The organism is Paenibacillus sp. FSL R7-0198 (assembly GCF_038000415.1).
GTDB lineage: Bacteria > Bacillota > Bacilli > Paenibacillales > Paenibacillaceae > Paenibacillus.
The window spans coordinates 1949050-1967136 of the sequence record NZ_JBBOCB010000001.1; the positions used below are offsets into that span (position 1 = coordinate 1949050).

The 18087-nt window shown below is 45.7% G+C and carries 21 protein-coding genes; 2 read left to right on the forward strand and 19 right to left on the reverse strand.

Features of this window, described 5'->3' with window-relative positions:
- Positions 1-19: 19 nt before the first annotated feature.
- The 4 genes from MKY87_RS08320 to MKY87_RS08335 form a co-directional block, all read right to left on the reverse strand.
- A complete protein-coding gene (locus MKY87_RS08320) occupies positions 20-541 on the reverse strand; it encodes a cysteine hydrolase family protein (RefSeq protein ID WP_340963863.1) in 522 nt (173 codons plus the stop codon).
- 30 nt (positions 542-571) lie between these two features.
- On the reverse strand, positions 572-988 hold the full coding sequence (locus tag MKY87_RS08325; protein WP_340963866.1) for a hypothetical protein: 417 nt from the start codon (positions 986-988) through the stop codon (positions 572-574).
- 47 nt (positions 989-1035) lie between these two features.
- Positions 1036-1581 carry a GrpB family protein gene (locus tag MKY87_RS08330; RefSeq protein ID WP_340963867.1) on the reverse strand — a complete coding sequence of 182 codons (546 nt, stop codon included), beginning with the start codon at positions 1579-1581 and terminating at the stop codon, positions 1036-1038.
- A gap of 129 nt (positions 1582-1710) precedes the next feature.
- Complete coding sequence (locus MKY87_RS08335) at positions 1711-3201, reverse strand: glycoside hydrolase family 43 protein (RefSeq protein ID WP_340963869.1); 1491 nt, start codon at positions 3199-3201, stop codon at positions 1711-1713.
- A gap of 180 nt (positions 3202-3381) precedes the next feature.
- Between MKY87_RS08335 and MKY87_RS08340 the strand changes: the two genes are divergently transcribed.
- Positions 3382-4284, forward strand: coding sequence for an ArsR/SmtB family transcription factor (locus tag MKY87_RS08340; RefSeq protein ID WP_340963871.1), 903 nt, complete (start codon positions 3382-3384; stop codon positions 4282-4284).
- 105 nt (positions 4285-4389) lie between these two features.
- Here the strand turns inward: MKY87_RS08340 and MKY87_RS08345 are convergent, their stop codons facing one another.
- The 12 genes from MKY87_RS08345 to MKY87_RS08400 form a co-directional block, all read right to left on the reverse strand.
- Positions 4390-4539 (reverse strand): hypothetical protein, encoded by a 150-nt coding sequence (locus MKY87_RS08345; RefSeq protein ID WP_339789607.1) that lies wholly within the window; start codon positions 4537-4539, stop codon positions 4390-4392.
- A 29-nt stretch (positions 4540-4568) separates the two neighbouring features.
- Complete coding sequence (locus tag MKY87_RS08350; protein ID WP_340963874.1) at positions 4569-5315, reverse strand: metallophosphoesterase family protein; 747 nt, start codon at positions 5313-5315, stop codon at positions 4569-4571.
- Complete coding sequence (locus MKY87_RS08355; RefSeq protein ID WP_340963876.1) at positions 5312-6256, reverse strand: GNAT family N-acetyltransferase; 945 nt, start codon at positions 6254-6256, stop codon at positions 5312-5314. The genes MKY87_RS08350 and MKY87_RS08355 overlap by 4 nt, the downstream gene beginning before the upstream one ends.
- A 38-nt stretch (positions 6257-6294) precedes the next feature.
- Positions 6295-6756, reverse strand: a complete 462-nt coding sequence (locus MKY87_RS08360; RefSeq protein WP_340963878.1) for a DUF6896 domain-containing protein — start codon at positions 6754-6756, stop codon at positions 6295-6297.
- A complete protein-coding gene (locus tag MKY87_RS08365; protein WP_340963880.1) occupies positions 6753-7382 on the reverse strand; it encodes a hypothetical protein in 630 nt (209 codons plus the stop codon). Before MKY87_RS08365 ends, MKY87_RS08360 begins: the two co-directional genes overlap by 4 nt.
- Before the next feature lie 39 nt (positions 7383-7421).
- Positions 7422-8123 carry a DUF1361 domain-containing protein gene (locus MKY87_RS08370; RefSeq protein WP_340963881.1) on the reverse strand — a complete coding sequence of 234 codons (702 nt, stop codon included), beginning with the start codon at positions 8121-8123 and terminating at the stop codon, positions 7422-7424.
- A gap of 41 nt (positions 8124-8164) precedes the next feature.
- Complete coding sequence (locus MKY87_RS08375) at positions 8165-8593, reverse strand: GNAT family N-acetyltransferase (RefSeq protein ID WP_340963884.1); 429 nt, start codon at positions 8591-8593, stop codon at positions 8165-8167.
- A gap of 17 nt (positions 8594-8610) precedes the next feature.
- Positions 8611-9066, reverse strand: a complete 456-nt coding sequence (locus MKY87_RS08380; RefSeq protein ID WP_340963887.1) for a GNAT family N-acetyltransferase — start codon at positions 9064-9066, stop codon at positions 8611-8613.
- A 26-nt stretch (positions 9067-9092) separates the two neighbouring features.
- On the reverse strand, positions 9093-9503 hold the full coding sequence (locus MKY87_RS08385; protein ID WP_340963889.1) for a GNAT family N-acetyltransferase: 411 nt from the start codon (positions 9501-9503) through the stop codon (positions 9093-9095).
- 128 nt (positions 9504-9631) lie between these two features.
- A complete protein-coding gene (locus MKY87_RS08390; RefSeq protein WP_340967399.1) occupies positions 9632-10858 on the reverse strand; it encodes an amidohydrolase in 1227 nt (408 codons plus the stop codon).
- Between the two features lie 222 nt (positions 10859-11080).
- A complete protein-coding gene (locus MKY87_RS08395; protein WP_340963892.1) occupies positions 11081-11635 on the reverse strand; it encodes a methylated-DNA--[protein]-cysteine S-methyltransferase in 555 nt (184 codons plus the stop codon).
- A gap of 42 nt (positions 11636-11677) precedes the next feature.
- Complete coding sequence (locus tag MKY87_RS08400; protein ID WP_340963894.1) at positions 11678-12382, reverse strand: DNA alkylation repair protein; 705 nt, start codon at positions 12380-12382, stop codon at positions 11678-11680.
- Between the two features lie 189 nt (positions 12383-12571).
- On the opposite strand from MKY87_RS08400, the gene mgtE reads away from it, so the two are divergent.
- A complete protein-coding gene (gene mgtE / locus MKY87_RS08405) occupies positions 12572-13942 on the forward strand; it encodes a magnesium transporter (protein WP_340913539.1) in 1371 nt (456 codons plus the stop codon).
- Between the two features lie 67 nt (positions 13943-14009).
- Here the strand turns inward: mgtE and mmsB are convergent, their stop codons facing one another.
- Genes mmsB through chvE form a run of 3 tightly spaced genes read right to left on the reverse strand, consistent with a single transcriptional unit; the run spans position 14010 to position 17814 of the window.
- Positions 14010-15173, reverse strand: a complete 1164-nt coding sequence (gene mmsB, locus MKY87_RS08410; RefSeq protein ID WP_340963896.1) for a multiple monosaccharide ABC transporter permease — start codon at positions 15171-15173, stop codon at positions 14010-14012.
- A complete protein-coding gene (gene mmsA / locus MKY87_RS08415) occupies positions 15142-16707 on the reverse strand; it encodes a multiple monosaccharide ABC transporter ATP-binding protein (protein ID WP_340963897.1) in 1566 nt (521 codons plus the stop codon). Before mmsA ends, mmsB begins: the two co-directional genes overlap by 32 nt.
- Before the next feature lie 21 nt (positions 16708-16728).
- A complete protein-coding gene (gene chvE / locus MKY87_RS08420; protein WP_340963900.1) occupies positions 16729-17814 on the reverse strand; it encodes a multiple monosaccharide ABC transporter substrate-binding protein in 1086 nt (361 codons plus the stop codon).
- Between the last annotated feature and the right edge of the window lie 273 nt (positions 17815-18087).

Here is an 18087-nt window from a genome sequence, read left to right on the forward strand (position 1 = left end):
CGCCTACGTTTTCCTAGCATTACAGCGCATTCTCCGTATCCACCACGTTGGCAAACAGTCTCAGTACCGTATTGTGATGTTCAATAATCTGCTCCGCTTGAAGTGTCTTTGAATTCCATGTGCTGTGCGCATCTTGAACCAGATTGACTGTGTAACCCAAACTGTGCGCTCTGCGGCAAGTCGTATCTACACATACCTCGGTCTGCATACCGGCGAGAATCAACTCCGTCACGCCATTTTCTTGCAATTTCAGATGCAGATCGGTTTTGTGAAATGAATCCGGTGTCTCTTTTTCGATAACGAGGTCACCAGCTATAGGTGCAATGGACGGATGAATGGCCCATCCCGGAGTTCCTCGTTCCAGTGGACTGCCTACCCCTTCACTGTGCTGGATATATATGATGGAATGGCCTGCTTCACGGGCCCTGGCAATTAACACCTGAATCTTCTGAAGCAATCGTTCCCCTTGATATACGGGATCTGCTTCATCAAACATCGCTACCTGTACATCAATGATTAGAAGTGCACAATGCGTTGTCACTTTGCTTTCCTCCTGACGAATCAATTTAATTCAACTCTTTCTTCTTTGCTTTTTTAACAAAACTTCCAATCCCATATCAATCAGTACAAATAGAATAGCAGCAAGAACGCCAAATAAGGTCAGAACTAACGTCTCTTTGAAATCCAAGATTGCTTCTCCTGCACCCATGACCAGATAATAAATATACATACCTAAAACTCCAGCACAGGCATAACTCAATATCCTCGTACTTAGATACAACACATGATTGACGAATTGTATTTGGCTGAGCAGGTAGTCCAGCAATATCGATAAAGGTAGCCCAATCAACAGGATCAAGGGAGTCGCGTATACCAGATAAATAACAATGTAAAAATCAAAACTGTAGGATTCATTCATCGATATGATACTTGCAACCAAAGTAAAACAAATGATGGTTAGAACGGTTGTTATCAGCTTTCTTCCCATGTTCATCTCATTACTCCAAGTAAGTTATCTCTATTCATTGGATTTGCTCATGCATCAGATTTTGCCGGTTGCCATCCGATTTCTTGAGACCAACGATGTGCTCTCTGTAATATGCTCCACACCACTGGCCCTTTTCCTTCAACATATTTGGGACGCTGATCTTTATACAATGACATGAGTCTGTGCTTTTCTTCTGCATATTTCAAACAATCTTCTGGATGCTCCCTTAAATAGTCTCTGAACAACAAGGTCATCTGCTCGGAGAAACTGCCTACCTGTCTAACGTGTATATGTATCCTTCTGTTTCCGGGTTCTTCACGAAAGTAACGTTTAGTCTTATCTGGATTTTCTGGTCTGAATACAAAACCAACTGTTTCGATCTCACGTTTGTAGTCCAACAAATTTTCATACTGGGAAACAGATATTTGTATATCTATGATGGGTTTGGCATCTATACCAACAATTGAAGTGGACCCAACATGATCGATCCGCACAGCCTTTTCTCCTAACGCTTCTCTTAATTTCCAACCCGTTTCGAGAAACAAACTAGGCCATGCCGGATCATACTTTGCGATTCTCCATTGATCCTCCATACAAGTCCTCCTTGGTTATCCAATCAAGCTATATAATTAAATAACACGTTCTCTTAACCTTTTGTTACATGTAGATTATTTGACACAAATTAAAAAAGAGAAGGACCCTTAGGCCCTCCCCTTAACTTCTTAATGATAATCACACTTGAAATTTGTAAACTCAGCTGAAGCATCTTGCCCGCTCGCGTATAACCCAATAAGTACGCCTGTAAAACCTCCTGCCACCTCCGAGGATAGGTATCTCGTCTGTGCCGTGCCCAGCAGAATCTCTTCACCATCTGCTTGAAACAGGAAGCTGTAGCGTTCCTGGTTTGAGCGTATGACCAGCGTTGCATGCTGTTTATTTCCCAGATTCACTTCATGTTCTATCGATCTGACATCACCGATATTCAGACGCTCGATCACCTTATAGCCGTCCTGCTGCCCACGAATAGCCACTTCATAATGATGATTCTCATCCATGTAGATCGTGATCCCGGCTTCTCCACTCGTCAGACTAACATCGACTGAAATTGTTGCATTAAAGTCTTTTTGACGTAGCCCGATGAACGTTGGGGATGCTGGAACGTCCAGCGTTACATCGGTTCCTGTTAGCACAAGCTTGTCTGATTCAAGCTGATAGTGCTCTGTATTTGGATGACGAAGGTAACACCAGTCGAGGTTCCAGTCTGTATTTTCAAACGTATAATGCTTCTTGTCCTGCTGGATCACCGTGTCCGGGATACGATTAGTCTCAAAACTCGTCAGCGTTGTGCCTTCATGTCCGGCTGTAAACCAAACGTCTTCATCAAACGTAATCGGAGTCAGAAATACTTCTCGGCCCAGATGATGGTACGTAGCCCATCTGCCAATCTGACGGAATCCCAGGTGAAAGAGCCACCAGTTTCCCCGATCATCCTGAACCAGGTCGCCATGCCCCACACCCTGCAACTCATAACCTCCCAGATTGCGGTTGGTCAGAACTGGATTGTGTGCATAGGCTTCGAACGGACCTGAAGAAGAAGTGCCCCGAGCATACGTAACCATGTGACCATATTCGGTGCCGCCTTCAGCTGCAAGCAGGTAGTAATAACCGTTCATTTTATACAGATGCGGGCTTTCCAGATATCTTCCACCTGTCCCATTCCATATCGACCGACTTGGGCTAAGTTTGCGGCCCGTTTCAATCTCAATCTCACACTGGACAATTCCGCCAACGCCTTCATCATCCACGCCATTACTCATAAACAAGGTCTTCCCATCTTCAAAATACAAATCGGGATCAATCCCGCCTTGATCCACATCGATAGGCTCAGACCATTCTCCGTAAATATCGTCCGTCCAGACATAGAAATTCTGATGTGTTGTATCGTTGGTTGTGACCATATAAAAACGCCCGTCATTATGCCTGATCGTTGGTGCAAATACACCCCCAGAGCTGTTCACCGTCTCGAGCTGAATCTGGCTTTTGCGAGTCAGGCAGTGACCAATCTGCTTCCAATTCAGCAGATCCTTGCTTTCAAAGAGCGGTACACCCGGAAAATATTGAAAAGAACTGCAAACCATATAGTATGTATCGTGCACCTTAATCACACTAGGGTCCGGATAGAAACCTTTTACAACAGGGTTATTATATTTCATTACTCCACTCCACCTCTTATTATAAAATTCACAAATATAAGAATTCAACTTCGTAACAACTAAAAAAATTAAACACCATTGGGTGTAAACTTGCAATGAATCTGGATTGCATCTTGGAGTTAATTTTATTAAATTAATATATATGTGATTTTAGATGATTGAGGTTAGGGAGTTGTACAGATGATCAAAGCAAATGGGGAGCCCCAGTTCCTTCCTTTATATGAGGCGCTTGCAAGCGAAGTCAGATGGAGAATCATGGATATGATTGCAGATCGCGAAATGAATGTGAAGGATATTGCGGCAGTATTAGAGCTTAGCCCCTCCATTGTCACGATGCATATTCGCAAACTGGAGGAGGCGGATCTAATTGGGAGCAGACGAGTTCGGATTAACGGGGGAACACACAAATTATGTTACCTCAAGCAAAATCAGATTGAGATCGAGCTGCCATCCGCAAGCCAAACTTCACGAACCAGAGAGCAGATAATATCCGTAGGACACTATACTGCTTTTGATATCCACCCCACCTGTGGGCTAGGGACACTTGAGAAAGAAATTGGTGTATGGGATGATCCACGTTACTTCCTTGATCCCGAGCGGGTACACGCCGCTATTCTGTGGTTTGGAAAGGGCTATGTTGAATATAAAACACCTAACTTTGTACTACCGGATCAGACAACTGATGCTATTGAGATTTCGATGGAACTGGCGTCTGAAGCTCCTGGATTGCGAGATCACTGGCCTTCCGATATTCGTTTCACCTTCAATGGCGTTTCTCTCGGAACGTGGACAAGCCCTGCCGACTTTGGCAGAGCAGCACGCGGCAAATATACACCGGAATGGTGGCATCGCAATGTGAATCAGTATGGATTATTGAAGACCATTCGTATTGATGCCTCCGGTACCTATACGGATGGTGAGCGGATGTCAGACGTTACTCTCGCGGATATTAAGCTTAGCGAACCGTTCTGGACGCTTCGCTTCACAGTTGACGAGGAAAGTCCCAACGTAGGTGGATTAACAATTTATGGTGCCGGTTTTGGTAACCACGATCAGGATATTGTTATTCGTGTATTGGGTTAAAGTGGCTAGCTGCACAAGAATCCTCCCTTACCTGACCTACAGGAGAGGGAGGCATTGGAAAATGCTGATCCTTAGCTAATTTTGAAGCACAAGCCTAATCAATCTTTACCCTCGTTCTTTCAATAGGTCCTTAATTTCCCTTAACTCTGATAATATCTCTTTGGTTTGCTGGCTACTTTTTGAGTTATCTATTCCAACTTTTACAACATAAATACCGAGAAACAGATATACCACCAACATAATGATCATTCCCATGTACATCTCTCCTTTACCAAGAAACGTTGCTACGAACGTTTACTCCCCCCGTACTCTCTCTCCAACTGATTCCCATGGAATGCCTTCAAAAGAAAAGCCCGATCCGGAACGTTCAACCGTTCATAGGATTGCAGATACTCCTTGTTGTCATATGGAACGCCCATGAATTTCACATCCAGTTTGCCCTCTTGGAGATCCACAATACCATATCTGGCAATGGCAAGATCGTTACAACCTAAAGCGCCCGGATTCAGATATACTCTTTGATCTGTCCTATAATAATGAAGAATATGATGATGACCAAAACAAACCAAATCATGGGCCGTCCCCTGATACTTCGCGTCTAATTTGGTTCCAGATGGTTCTTTATCGATGACATCCAACTTGTCGTTGCTCATATGATAGTGAGTCAGAAGGAACCGACGTCCTTCTACCTCTTTTTCAACGAATTTCGGTAGAGCTTGTATACTCTTGATCGATTCTGCACTTAGATGTTGACCAATCCATTCGTGGTGCTCAGCTATGCCTTTATGCCCATCTAATGGCCCCTTATTCTGGAGCAAACTCAATACGGCTTCTTCGTGATTCCCCGAAATCGCTATCATATTTTTACGGCTGTACAACATCTCGATCACTTCATTGGAGTAAGGGCCAATACCGATCATATCCCCCAAACAAAATGTATGCTCAACATCTCCTCTGGAATCGATATCACTTAATACCGCTTGAAGAGCAGGGAAATTCCCATGAATATCGGTTAAGATGGCAACCTTCATTGTGACTCCTCCTCAGGAATATACATCGTCTGAATCTCCTGTACACCCGGAATAAATCCCCGATTCAGATATACGGACTCGGCATCATTTCCTTGCATCACATACAATCGCAGCACGGGATACTGACCCTTAAGTGCATTCAGTGCTCTCTGTAACATCAGTGTAGCAAGCCCTCTTCCTCTATATGCCGGCCGAACCCCTATGCTATATACAGCAGCCTGATTATCCTGCAGACAAAGACGACAGTTGGCAATAAGCTGCCCCGTTTCCTTATCGTATACAAGCGTGGAGGCTTGAGTCAGAATTTCATTTGTATAATTAGGGTCATCACTTGGAATAAAATCTGCAAGCGTGGTATGTTTTCTTCGTGTAGCTTCAAGACTTCCTGCAAAACTCTCCAGGTCACAATGAGCAATTTCATCTTCATTCACATATTTTTTGGTGCCGGTTTCACTTTCAATAATCTCTGGACTCTTCACGGTTACCCTGCTGTCCCACTCGATCTCAAAATGATCTGTCGGCCGCTGCATCCAGCGACATCTGAACTCCACTGGCCAGAATCCAGCTCTTGCGTATAGATCAACTTGGTCTGGAAGAATCTCAAAGGTCAGAATGCGTTTGGTGCGATCGGACCACTGCATTAATTTATCCTTCAGAAGCTTCAATACATCAAAGCACTGCTGGAATGGCGGGATAAAAAACAAATGATACATCCGGTTAGGCTCCATTCTCACGCCACCTATTTTGCTTTCCCCCTTGTAAATCCAGTACGCACTGATCTTGGAAGAACTGAACTCTTCTTCCCTGAAAAATCCGACATAACGCATATCATAATAAACCGTGCAATATAACCCCCATTCGGCAAAGTCAGCTTTGCGAATCGAATATTCATCCGACAGATCATATTGAAGAATATCTGTAGACCATTCCGTTAAACTCATACGTCATTCCTCCTCAATTCTAATTACATGTACAGCAATTAAAGAACCTTTCTATACGCCACCCCGTGAACATGAATTAACACATGCTCTGTCTCCATACGTTCGAAGAAATCCAACATGTCCTTAAACGGATTCTCGAAATACGAAGTCAGGTATGCAAGCTCTGGCGTTGTTTTTATAAAATTGTAAAAAAAGTAGGGGTCCATGTTGCCCACATCTTCTGGACTACCAAGGAAAACCTCTAATGTCTGCCCTGTTTTTGTATTCTTGAACATACAGTGCTCACCGTGAACATCAAAATACCAGTTTCCCGTTAATTCTTCTTCTCCATGGATTACATCCGCATTGGACAGCAAATGGTACGCCCCTTCGAGAATTGCCGTCCGATCAGGCTGATCGGTTTCCAATATCAATTGGTCGATTAATTGCCCCGCGATTCTCTGGTACATATCCATCACAGCCAATAATTCTTCCGTGATTTCCTGCGTTATCGCCTTCATACCTTCATATCCTTATCCGGGTATCCAATTTCTGCAATTTCACCTTCGATATCACTTAATTTCAGTTCATCATTTAATTGCTGTAGTAAGACCTCATCGATCGGCTTCATATCAAATACCTGTTCAACCAGTGTGATATCCAACGTTATCTCGTAGTAATCCTGTGCCCAAGCATGATAATATTTCGCGCCGCCTACCAAAATCTCTAACAGTTCGTATTCATGATCCCCAAGCTCCGTGCCCGCAGACCACCCTTCCTGATCCGCCACACTCCAGATACAGAACGTCGTCTGATCCATTACAAATGCCGGCTCTACCACAAAAGTATTAAATGCTTCTGGAACGCTTTTTACCACCTCACTCCTATCAACCTTATGCTGAAGTGTATGCTCTTTATCAAAGCCTTTAATAATCAGCCCATTTGGACTGAATATTGCAAAATAATGATCTCCTTGCCCATCTCTCATGGATGCCATTTGCTCATTCGTGTCCCACTGGGAATTATACGAGTAATACCTGTACTCCCATTCCGGCATCAAAATGGCATCCAACATAGCTGCTGCCTTTAGAATCTGTTTGCATTCACTAATGTGAGGAAGTTTATCGATAAAATTAAGATTACCCATCGTGTGATATTGCCTCCTTTACCCTTTCAAATGGAATAATTAGTTGCCCGACCTTGCGGTTAGCAAAGATACGATAACGTATCCAAAAAGTTGAACCGTAAATACAATAGCGACAAACTCAACCATCATGCTGTTCGCTGCATTGAAATCATTAACAAGATCCACAAAGATCTTCCCAGGCCTCGACAACACATCCCATGAATTCCACCGATTAAATCTGCCAATGTAGACCCCTATACTGCTCAATAGCAAAATAACGCCGACAACCATCATACTAATGTACTTATTAACTAATTTGTTTAACATTTTGTGGATCTGAAAGATCGAACAAGTCGAGAGCAGCAATCCGATGATCGCTACGGCAAACGTCAGGGTGAGACTATACCAAAAATCAATATTAACCCAAAATCTAACCTCCCCCTGAGCATCAAAATATCTGAATGAATGCAGGATCTCCGTAAAAAGGTAGGCTGCATTGGGCAGAAAAAAGAGCCAAACTGCACACATCAGCCCCATACATATCATGCTCGTTGTGGTTAATTTCTTATTGAATATGTATCTAATGCAGGATGAGATGATGAAGGGTACCCATGCCAAGAACATATCCCAGCTCAAAAAGCGATACATGTTCGTATCTGTTTGAGCACGTAAATACATCACAACACCTAGACAACAAAGAGTAGCCACGAGCAATGTACCAATAAGTCGGAGATCTTGAACCGGATGTTTGTTATCTTTCATTTCTTTGCTTCTACTTCCTTTTCCTTGATGAATGTTATAAGTTATAAATACTTTTTAAATGCCTTGCTGGATTCTCCGTTGTACCCCAATTTCGTATAAAAGTGGTGTGCTTCCTGTCTGGATGATCCACTGGTAAGAAACACCTTCACACAATTTTTCTGCACACATACATGCTCTATATGTTTCATCAAGTCAGATCCATATCCCTTGCTCTGCACATGTTCCGTAATGATAACCCGCTCAACTACACCGAATGGTCTATTTTCCACCAAAGCATCCAGACATATATGTAAATGAGCCGTTCCGATCACCTGATCACCCAGTTCATACACAAACAAGAAACTGTTTGGGCTATTCCGAACTTCTTCAATGCGCTCTGCCAGTACTTTTGTGTTTAAGTTGTTCGGCAATAATTCTGTATACAGCCTTTCGATAACCGCTGCATCCCTAGCTTCTGCCTCTCTTATCATCAAGCTTCCCCTCCCTGTTACCTCACTTGATAACTTAAAATGATATCACCGTTGTCTTCCAACTCACCCGTTTCTTGAAACCCGCAACGCTTATACAGCGCATTTGCCGCAAGGTTATGCGGAACATGGGATACCCTGATTTGCTGGCAATCACTTCTATCTTGCAACATACGAATCACTTCTTGAATAGCAAGTTTACCGTAGCCCTTCCCCTGGTACTTCTCATCCATCATGAAGCGCAGAATCCAGTAATACCCGTCATTGTAGATCTCGTTATCAAATAAAATAAAACCGACCATCTGATCCTCTGCAAAAATGCCATATGGTTTGGACGTAATCTCCTTCGTCGCATGGATCAATGAATCCGCATTGCTTGCGACCAAATCCAGCTGATCTTCCCGCGGTTTAAGGTTAATGCACTCGAGTTCATTTTCTTTGGTTATGGGTTGTAGGCTTACTTTCTTCACATCCACAATCCTCTCTCCTTGCAGCTTGCTTACTAAATTTTCTTGATTAATATAACCTCCAAAGGTTGTGTATCCAGCAACAGAGCCCCTGCATCAACATACCCCAGCTTTCGATAGAAGTGTTGGGCATGTTCGTCTGATTGCGTTGAAGTCATCACGGTATCGAAGCCTTGTTGCTTCATTAGACTTTCCCAGTGATGCACCACTTTTTTGCCAAATCCACCGTTTCGATAGGGTTCATCAATCCATATCATATTCATGAAGGGAAGGTTGTCCCAAAAGTAACCGTACCTCATCCATCCAATTCTCGATCCCTTGTCCTCGTCCCATAAGATGAATATTTCTTTCTCAGAAATCTTCGTTTTCACAAGTGGATGATGGATATGTCGATCTCTATCAATGATATAGTCGTAGTCAGCCTCCGTTGCATATTCAATCTTCATTCGTAGTGCTCCCTTCATTAACTACGTCCATCATAACCCAAAATGTGGTATATGCGAACAGTTCTTTCCTCTTTTTCTCCCATGCCAAAAAACCACGGTTTCCCGTGGCTGCACCCGCTCTATTTTCCTCAATCCGCTGTTGATCCGCTTACCAATTGCCCCTTGTACCATACGGCCTGCCGCGCAGATCGCCGCGCAACGGCTTCCGCTGAACAACTTGCATGGACCAACACAAAACTCGCTGTGTCTCCCACCCTCGGCCAGACTTGTTCCCCTTGTGAATCCAGCGGTGTTATCCCCCTTGTAACGAATGCCAAAGATTGAGACAAGGACAATTCGTCACTATATCCATAAAGTTCTGCAAAGCGTCCCGCTTTCTCAAGCAGATCCCCATTGCCAAAAGGAGACCAATGATCTGTCAGGCTGTCTGTGGCCAACTTCACGTTCACGCCCATACGGTGGAGCATGGGAAGAGGCATCATCGTTCTGCCAATGGGCACCGTGGAAGCAATGCTCATCCCGAGCGAGGCCATTCGCTGCGCCATATCTTCCGCTTCCTGCTGCTCTGCGCGGGCAAACCAGAACGCATGACTCACCGTAACTTTGCCCTGAAGCCCTGCCGCTTCGGTCAGATTTGCGAGTTCAAGCAGCGTTTGTTTGCCTGCCTGCCCTCCATCATGCAGATGAATATCGATGCCCGCCTGGTGCTGAACAGCCAGTTCAACCATGGCATTCAGTGATTTCTCGATCTGTTCGTCCACCGTATGAGGATCAAGTCCGCCTACATGTGTTGCACCTTCCTTCATCGCTTGGCCCATAAGCTCCACTGAATGGGAGCGAAGCAGTCCATGCTGCGGGAAAGCCACGATCTCCGAAGAGATTTTGCCCGAAAATGATTCCAGAGCCTGCCGCGTTGCTTCCAGTCTTTTCAACCCACTGACAGGTTCAATATTACAATGGCTACGTACATGAGTGGAGCCGTATCCCTGGATCAAGGTCAGAATACTCTCCGCTTGACGCTTGGCATCTGGCAGCAACTTGGGCAACAGAACCTTCTCTTCTTCTATACGTTCGAAAATACTGGAGATACGCTTAACGGCTGTCCACGGTCCATCGTAGTACGTCTTATCCAGATGAATATGCGCCTCCTCGAACGAAGGCAGCAGCAACAGTCCCTTGGCATCTACTTGTGGCAGATCGTTGGACAACGGTTCGTTTCCTTCCACAATCGCCGCAATCACTCCATCTTCAATTCGCAGATGAGCAAGGGTTGTCCGTGTCCCTGTCACCTGTTCCCCCTCCCGAACATAACCCCGCTCCAAAGTCACGTTTGTTAACCAATAAGCCTGCTTCATCATGTCATCCCTCTTTTCTCACCCGGCATTACGTTTTCCGGATTCCGATTGATAATCTATGATCCATGGTACCATACGGTTTCACAGTGCAAAAATACGTAAAACGTTGGTGTTCCATATGCGGAACGTTTGTATTACTCTACCTTAATACATGCAAAAAACAGACACAATGAAGTGCCTGCCCTGTCCATATCATCTTAATCTTCTATGTTCCCTCTTCCATTAAAAATGAAACCGCGCATGCCCTCCATCGGTCACGCCTTCAATCTGTTCGATATCCAGCAATCTGCGCTTCATCTCTAGGCCTCCACGGAACCCGGTCAGCTTGCGATTAGCCCCGATAATGCGGTGGCAGGGTAGCAGAACCGGAATTGGATTGGCCCCATTTGCAGCCCCAACCGCTCGCACAGCCGATGGTCTTCCAATCGCAGCAGCTATATCACCATAGGTCCGAATTTCACCATAAGGCACACGCCCTAGCTCTCTCCATACCTCCTGCTGGAAGTTCGTTCCGATCAAGTCCAGTGGGATTGCATCTGTATAAGCCATCGGTTCCCCTGCAAAGTAGGACTGCAACCAGTCCACCATGCCTGTTTGTTTCAGCGCATGCTCGTTCTCTTCCAGTTCCACGCCAGGTGCAACTTTCTGTAACCAGCCATTCCAGTCCTCCAGTGTTTCGTTGGGCATGACCACTCGGCACAATCCCTGTTCCGTTGCGAGCAGCACCCATGGACGACCGTCCAACTGCATCGTAGTGTACATCAACTTTTTTCTCATTCGTTTATCGCCTTCTCCCCGGTGGAATGCTTCATGTTAGGACTAGGAGGTAACCTGCTTCTTCACCTTACGTTTCATACTGCGGATCATCTGCTTGCTCTCCGGATCAACGCGATAAGATTCCGTGATTTTCTGAAGTGCCTTATTATACGTAAAATCGTCCAGATTATTTTGGTTCAGATAACGCAGAGTCACCTCAGGTTGTTTCACATAGGCCATTGAGATGGCCCAAGCAACTGCCATTTTCACATAATACGCCTCGTGACTAATCTGATCCAATGCGGTCAGAACCTGATCAATATATCTCTCATTCAGATAAAAATTCAACAGCATTACCACGCCAAACCGGATTTCATATTCCTGATCTGATCTCAGATAGGGCTGCAAAAAAGTCCACATCGGCTCCGAATGGACCTTCGTATATTTCAGCCCCGCACAGAAGCTGTCACACACCGACCAGTTGTCAATCTTCGGTACAAATGTTTCAATAGCCTTTAACAGTTCGTCCAGATCAGCCTGTACATGTCCAATGACCATCGCTTGCAGCATCACTTCTTCAAAATATTCATCCTCTGCCGTTTCCAGATACGTGCGCCAGTCCCCGGCGGCAAGCTGCTTGGCAATTTTTCGTAAGGCCAGCAACCTTACACCAAGTACATTCGTGATGTTGGGAATAAGTGCAGCCGAGAATTTCTGATACTCCGGCTCAACCAGGCTGAGTAATTGTGTTCTGATATCTGCTTCCACTAGCGCATGTCCTCCTCGTCTGTTGCTATACAACAAGTATATCCTTGCAGCGGCTGTTTGTAAGCCCATATCGAATGTTTGAGCAAGATTACAATATCATTTTGGGTATTCTCTTTTTCTCGATTTGTTTAACTGCTAACCCATTTCGTTTAAAAATATGAAGCCGACCGTTTAGAAAGGAGTGTCGATATGAACGGACCTCATACCAAGAAAGATTTCTCCGTGGAGGAGATCACCGAACAACTCGTGCAACATGTACAATCCCGGAACCTTCCCGATTTCTATAAATTGGTGAAAGAGCTGCATCCCTACGATCTCTCACTCGTATATAAAAAGTTCCCTGAAGAAGAAACCAATCGATTTCTTCTCCTGTTCAAACCCGATGCTCTGGCGGATCTTGCCGAGACCCTGAAGCTTCACGAACAGATTCAACTGTTTGAACGACTTGGGCCGGAACGAACGCTTGAAGTCATGCAACAGATGGACAAAAGTGATCTGATCCGGTTCATGCACGATTTGCCTGCCAAACGCAGAGAAGAATTGCTGTCCAACATGAACCTGGACCACTCTGCCATTATCCGGTCCGTGCTTAATTATCCGCCGGAGACGGCAGGACGTATCATGACAGATCGGTACCGGACCCTGCTCGCCCATGAGACAGCCAAGGAAGCCTTACGACAATCGCAAGGTACCATGCATATCTCCGCCTCCAGTTACCTCTATGTGACCGATAATGAAGGCAAACTGGTCGGTGTCGTGAGTTATCGCTCACTCGCCTTGGCTGACGACAAGACCCAGGTTGAGGAACTGATGAACCGGCGGGTGATCCATGCAACGGTAGATATGGACCAGGAGGAAGCAGCACAGCTTCTGCAGCGTTATGAGTTTATGGCACTTCCGGTAGTGGATGAGAATCACAGACTATGCGGTATCATCCAGATGGATGATGTCATCGATATTATTATGGATGAAGCGAGTGAAGATTTAGCCAAGATGGGAGGTGGCAGCAAGGATATCGACTTTGATACCAAACCACTTGTTGCCGTCAGACGAAGGCTTCCCTGGCTCATTCTATTGCTGCTGATCGGTCTAATCTCGGGAAGTATTGTGGATTTCTTCGAGGATACACTGAATCAGGTAGTCGCATTGGCATTCTTCATGCCGATGATCGCAGGTATGACGGGGAACACAGGAACACAGTCTCTGGCTGTCGTTGTACGCGGCTTGATCGGACGCAAACTCGACAAATCCACCGTACTCGCACTGATTGGTCGAGAGATCAAGGTAGGCACCATGATTGGCTTGGTCTGTGGATTACTGATCACCGTCATCGCTTATTTCTGGCAAGGGGACTGGCTGCTAGGCGCCATTATTGGGGTGTCTCTGTTCCTCACTCTTGTCATTGGTACACTGACCGGTACCTGCATCCCGCTTTTACTTAGTCGTTTCAAAGTCGACCCGGCTGTTGCCTCTGGCCCATTAATCACCACATTAAATGATATTTTGTCCCTGTTTATCTATTTTGGCATCGCCACACGTTTCCTCGATGCCTTGATGTAACTAAGGTGCATACAGCAAAACAGACCTGATCCTGAGATCAAGGTCTGTTTTTTCATTTTATGCAGTGTTACGCTGATCTTTTATTTTTATTATAGATATCAAACGCTACCGCGAGCAGTAGTACCAATCCCTTAATCCCCTGTTGCCAGTCAATACCGAGACCAATCAGGGACATCCCGTTATTCAGCACACCCATAACCAAACCACCGATGATGGCACCAAATACCGTACCTATGCCCCCTGAAGCGGAAGCACCACCGATGAAACAGGCCGCAATGGCATCCAGCTCGAAGTTGGTGCCTGCTCTTGGCGTAGCCGCATTCAGACGTGCGGCGAAGATCAACCCGGATACCGCGGCAAGCGTACCCATGTTCACGAAAACCCAGAAGGTTACCTTTTTTGTTTTGACCCCGGACAGACCTGCTGCCTTCTCATTACCTCCAAGCGCATACACATGCCGTCCCATGACAGTACGATTCATTACGAAGGAGTACACAACGATCAGGACAAAGAGCAGGACCAGAATATTCGGAATACCTGCATAACTTGCGAGTACAAACGTAAACAGATTTGTCACGACAGCCACCACAATCAACTTGAGCAGAAACAGTCCCTGTGACACAACCTCGAATCCATATTTTCGCTGGGAACGGCGTTCCCGCAGTTCATTGACAATGTACCAAACGGTGAGCACAATACCCACAATGATGGATACCAGACCGAAACCTGAGAATTGAATGTCCGCCAGGAAGCCAGAGCTTATTTTCTGGAATCCACCCGGGAAAGGAGAGATCGATTGCCCCTCCAGCACAATCATCGTTAAGCCGCGGAATAGCAGCATTCCTGCAAGCGTCACGATAAATGCCGGAATCCGCACATACGCGATCCAGAAGCCTTGCCATGCACCGATCAAAGCGCCAACCAGCAAGGAAGCGATGACTGCAAGCCAAGCCGGAAGCTGCCAATCAACCATCATAATCGCGGCAACGGCACCAACAAAGGCTGCGATGGAACCAACAGACAGGTCAATATGCCCGGTAATGATGACCAGCACCATTCCGATCGCCAGCACCAAAATGTAGCTATTCTGCAAAATCAAATTTGTAATATTAATCGGCTTGAGCAACAGCCCGCCTGTAAGTACCTCGAACAAGAGCATAATCACTACCAAGGCAATAATCATGCCGTATTGACGGATATTATTTTTGAACAGTTTTGTTATCATTTCCATGCTTGCCGCCTCCAGACTTGGTCATATATCTCATCAACGTTTCCTGCGATGCTTGCTCCCGGCTGACTTCACCGGTGATTCGCCCGGCATTCATCACATAGATCCGGTCACACAGGCCAAGAACCTCCGGAAGCTCGGATGAGATTACCAGTACGCCCTTGCCTTCAGCAGCAAGCCGATGAATGATCGTATAGATTTCGAATTTCGCTCCCACATCAATACCGCGGGTAGGTTCATCCAGGATAAGAATATCCGGTCCGGCAAAAATCCATTTGCTGAGCACCACTTTTTGCTGGTTGCCTCCACTCAGATTACCGGTCTTCTGCAAAATACTTGGTGCTTTGATGTTCATGCTTTTTTTCATCTTTTCCGCCACCAGCACTTCTTCACGCTCGTTCACTACCGATTTTCGCGTCAGCTTGCTCAGACCCGTTAAGGAAATATTACGCTTGATGTCATCCATCAGAATGAGTCCGTATTCCTTGCGGTCTTCTGTCACATAAGCAAAGCCATTCTGAATGGCCTCCGTGACGGTATTGTTGTGGATCGGTTTACCATTCTTAATGAGTTGCCCCGAAATATTCCGGCCATAGGATTTGCCAAAGATACTCATGGCAAGCTCGGTACGCCCAGCGCCCATCAGCCCGGCAATCCCTACAATCTCACCACGTCTGATATTCATATGGATTTGATCCAGTACTTTTCGCTCGGCATGATGTTCGTGATATACCGTCCAGTCCTTTACCTCAAGGATAACTTCACCAATGGTGGCATGACGCTCCGGATAACGGCTGGTGAGATCACGTCCTACCATGCCGCTAATAATCCGGTCCTCCGTCACTTTTTCCTTCTTCATATCCAACGTCTCAATTGTCTTGCCATCCCGTAAAATGGTCACGGAATCGGATACCTTGGATACCTCATTCAGCTTGTGCGAGATCAGGATACAGGCGATGCCCTGTTTCTTGAATTCCAGCATCAATTGCAGCAGATTTTCACTGTCGTCCTCGTTCAACGCAGCGGTTGGCTCATCCAGAATAAGCAGCCGCACCTTTTTGGAGAGCGCTTTCGCAATTTCGACCAGTTGCTGCTTGCCTACCCCGATGCTGGATACCAGCGTGTTTGGATTTTCGCTCAGTCCCACCTTCGAGAGCAATTCTCGTGTACCTACAAAAGTTTCCTTCCAGTTGACAATTCCTCTGCTGGCACGCTCATTGCCCAGATATATATTTTCCGCGATTGAAAGATAGGGAATCAGGGCCAACTCCTGATGTATAATAACGATTCCCAGATCCTCGCTCTGTTTGATATCCTTGAACTCACATTTCTTGCCCTGAAATAAAATGTCGCCTTCATACGTGCCATGTGGATATACACCACTCAGCACCTTCATCAACGTAGATTTACCAGCGCCATTTTCACCACATATGGAATGAATCTCGCCTTCACGGACTTTCAGATTGACATTTTCCAGCGCTTTGACGCCAGGAAAGGTTTTGGTGATGTTCTTCATTTCCAGAATGATTCCAGCCATGGGATGTGCTCCTTTCACTTATTATTTCAGTCCGATTTCTTCCTTCGTGTAATACTGGGTACCAACGATATCCTGCTCCACATTTGTACGGTCCACCGAGATGGGATCCAAAAGATACGCCGGAACAAACTCAATTCCGTTGTTATATGATGTTTTGTCATTAACTTCCGCCTGTTTTCCTTGCAAAATGCTATTGGCCATCTCTACCGTCTTCTCGGCTAACTTCCGCGTATCCTTGAACACGGTCTGCGTCTGTTCCCCGGCCACAATCGACTTGATCGAGGCAAGTTCGGCATCCTGTCCTGTAATAACGGGCAGCGGCTTGTTCGAAGTACCGTAACCGATCCCTTTCAAGGATGAGATGATACCAATACTAATTCCATCATAAGGAGATAATACTGCATCCAGATGATCACCCGAGTAATAGGCACTCAGCAGGTTATCCATCCGTGACTGGGCCAATGCGCCGTCCCAGCGCAAGGTCGCAATCTGGGCCATCGTCATCTGCTTGCTGCGCACGACCAGCTTGCCGGAATCGATGTACGGCTTCAGGACAGACATCGCACCGTCGAAGAAGAAATAGGCGTTATTATCATCAGGAGAGCCACCAAACAGCTCAATGTTATACGGTCCTTTTCCATCCTTGAGTCCAAGTTTTTGTTCGATGTAGGAGGCTTGAAGCACACCCACCTTAAAATTGTCGAACGTGGCGTAATAGGTCAAGTAAGGCGTATTGCGAATGAGCCGATCGTACGAGATCACTTGTATCCCTTCGTCATGTGCCTTCTTGATCACATCCGTTAATGTGTTGCCATCCACGGACGCGATGACCATCACATCCACACCCTTGGTGATCATGTTTTCAATCTGTGAAATCTGATTCTCGACCACGTCCTCAGCATACTGAAGATCGGTTTTGTACCCCTGCTCCTGAAACAGACGGACCATGTTCTCCCCGTCTCCCACCCATCGCTCTGATGATTTGGTTGGCATCGATATACCGACATATCCCTTTTCTTTGCTGCCTGGCCCACTCTCTGCCAGATTGCAAGCCGAGAGCATCAAGGTCATCACCAGAAGCCAGATGAGCATTGCTCCTTTTTTCATATGAAGTTCCCCTTTCCTCACATCTTCGGTTCTGAATGAGTTATAAGATAACGCTTACAATGCATGTGGTACATTCTGTTGCTTGGTGTTCCTATCTGAGACCAATGGTAGCATTGGAGATACTGCAAGGTCTTTGCACGTTTTGAACCTTTTTTATAAAAATTTAACTTTTGATGGAAACGCTTTAAGTACAAGTGTGACCCATGAGATACCATTCCAGAGTCAAAAAAAAAGGACATGCTCCACTTCGCTTCACACGAAATAGAACACATC

Excerpts from the sequence above, each read along its gene's own strand:
- MKY87_RS08325 (WP_340963866.1), bottom strand. The coding sequence starts at position 988 with ATGGGAAGAAAGCTGATAACAACCGTTCTAACCATCATTTGTTTTACT.
- MKY87_RS08330 (WP_340963867.1), bottom strand. The coding sequence starts at position 1,581 with ATGGAGGATCAATGGAGAATCGCAAAGTATGATCCGGCATGGCCTAGT.
- MKY87_RS08335 (WP_340963869.1), bottom strand. The coding sequence starts at position 3,201 with ATGAAATATAATAACCCTGTTGTAAAAGGTTTCTATCCGGACCCTAGT.
- MKY87_RS08340 (WP_340963871.1), top strand. The coding sequence starts at position 3,382 with ATGATCAAAGCAAATGGGGAGCCCCAGTTCCTTCCTTTATATGAGGCG.
- MKY87_RS08345 (WP_339789607.1), bottom strand. The coding sequence starts at position 4,539 with ATGGGAATGATCATTATGTTGGTGGTATATCTGTTTCTCGGTATTTAT.
- MKY87_RS08350 (WP_340963874.1), bottom strand. The coding sequence starts at position 5,315 with ATGAAGGTTGCCATCTTAACCGATATTCATGGGAATTTCCCTGCTCTT.
- MKY87_RS08355 (WP_340963876.1), bottom strand. The coding sequence starts at position 6,256 with ATGAGTTTAACGGAATGGTCTACAGATATTCTTCAATATGATCTGTCG.
- MKY87_RS08360 (WP_340963878.1), bottom strand. The coding sequence starts at position 6,756 with ATGAAGGCGATAACGCAGGAAATCACGGAAGAATTATTGGCTGTGATG.
- MKY87_RS08365 (WP_340963880.1), bottom strand. The coding sequence starts at position 7,382 with ATGGGTAATCTTAATTTTATCGATAAACTTCCTCACATTAGTGAATGC.
- MKY87_RS08370 (WP_340963881.1), bottom strand. The coding sequence starts at position 8,123 with ATGAAAGATAACAAACATCCGGTTCAAGATCTCCGACTTATTGGTACA.
- MKY87_RS08375 (WP_340963884.1), bottom strand. The coding sequence starts at position 8,593 with ATGATAAGAGAGGCAGAAGCTAGGGATGCAGCGGTTATCGAAAGGCTG.
- MKY87_RS08385 (WP_340963889.1), bottom strand. The coding sequence starts at position 9,503 with ATGAAGATTGAATATGCAACGGAGGCTGACTACGACTATATCATTGAT.
- MKY87_RS08390 (WP_340967399.1), bottom strand. The coding sequence starts at position 10,858 with ATGAAGCAGGCTTATTGGTTAACAAACGTGACTTTGGAGCGGGGTTAT.
- MKY87_RS08395 (WP_340963892.1), bottom strand. The coding sequence starts at position 11,635 with ATGAGAAAAAAGTTGATGTACACTACGATGCAGTTGGACGGTCGTCCA.
- mgtE (WP_340913539.1), top strand. The coding sequence starts at position 12,572 with ATGAACGGACCTCATACCAAGAAAGATTTCTCCGTGGAGGAGATCACC.
- mmsB (WP_340963896.1), bottom strand. The coding sequence starts at position 15,173 with ATGGAAATGATAACAAAACTGTTCAAAAATAATATCCGTCAATACGGC.
- mmsA (WP_340963897.1), bottom strand. The coding sequence starts at position 16,707 with ATGGCTGGAATCATTCTGGAAATGAAGAACATCACCAAAACCTTTCCT.
- chvE (WP_340963900.1), bottom strand. The coding sequence starts at position 17,814 with ATGAAAAAAGGAGCAATGCTCATCTGGCTTCTGGTGATGACCTTGATG.